Source organism: Herbaspirillum lusitanum P6-12, from assembly GCF_000256565.1.
In the GTDB taxonomy this organism is placed as follows: domain Bacteria; phylum Pseudomonadota; class Gammaproteobacteria; order Burkholderiales; family Burkholderiaceae_D; genus Herbaspirillum; species Herbaspirillum lusitanum.
The window spans coordinates 1-681 of record NZ_AJHH01000442.1 but is presented as its reverse complement, the minus strand read 5'-3'; the positions used below and the strand labels follow the sequence as shown (position 1 = coordinate 681).

General features: G+C 62.7%; 1 protein-coding gene. It reads left to right on the top strand.

The window, feature by feature from the left end:
* Positions 1-194: 194 nt before the first annotated feature.
* The coding region (locus HLUSI_RS0114160) for an alcohol dehydrogenase catalytic domain-containing protein (protein WP_016834590.1) at positions 195-681 on the top strand (487 nt) is incomplete at its 3' end.

The following is a 681-nucleotide window of genomic DNA, read 5'->3' as shown; positions in this document are numbered from 1 at the left end:
GCCGCCGCCGACAAGCTGCCGCCGCGCGCAAGGCTGAGGAAATAGCGCACGTCGTCCCATGAGAGCTGTTCCAGGGAAAGCACGGATTTCGATGATTTTTGCACAGGACTTGCGCCTAAATAGGGGATTCCGTTCGATTTTGCACGAAGTTATTCTGAGCGTCCACTTTCCTCATTCAACACAGGAGCACAGACATGTCTACTACCGCCATCGCCACCGCCACCTCAACCGCCACCCAGCTCATCGAACTGACCGCCTATGGCGATGCCGCCAACTTCGAACTCGTCACGCGCACCTTGCCTCCACTTGCAACGGGCGCGGTACGGGTGCGCCAGCACGTTGCCGGCGTCAACTATGTCGACGTGTACCAGCGCGTCGGCCGCTACCCTTTGCCTTTGCCGGCGGTGCTCGGTGTTGAAGGCAGCGGCGTGATCGTGGAGGTCGGCGGAGGAGTGGATGCTTCGCGCGTCGGCCAGCGCGTAGCGTGGTCGGCGACCAACGGCAGTTACGCGAAGCTGGTCGACGTTGCCGCCGAACGCGCCATCGTCTTGCCGGACGAGGTCTCATTCGAACAGGGCGGTGCCGGTTTGTTGCGCAGCATGACCGCCTACCTCCTGCTGAATCATTACGGCCGCCTGCAATCGGGGCAGACGGTGCTGGTGCATGCCGCCGCCGGCGGAC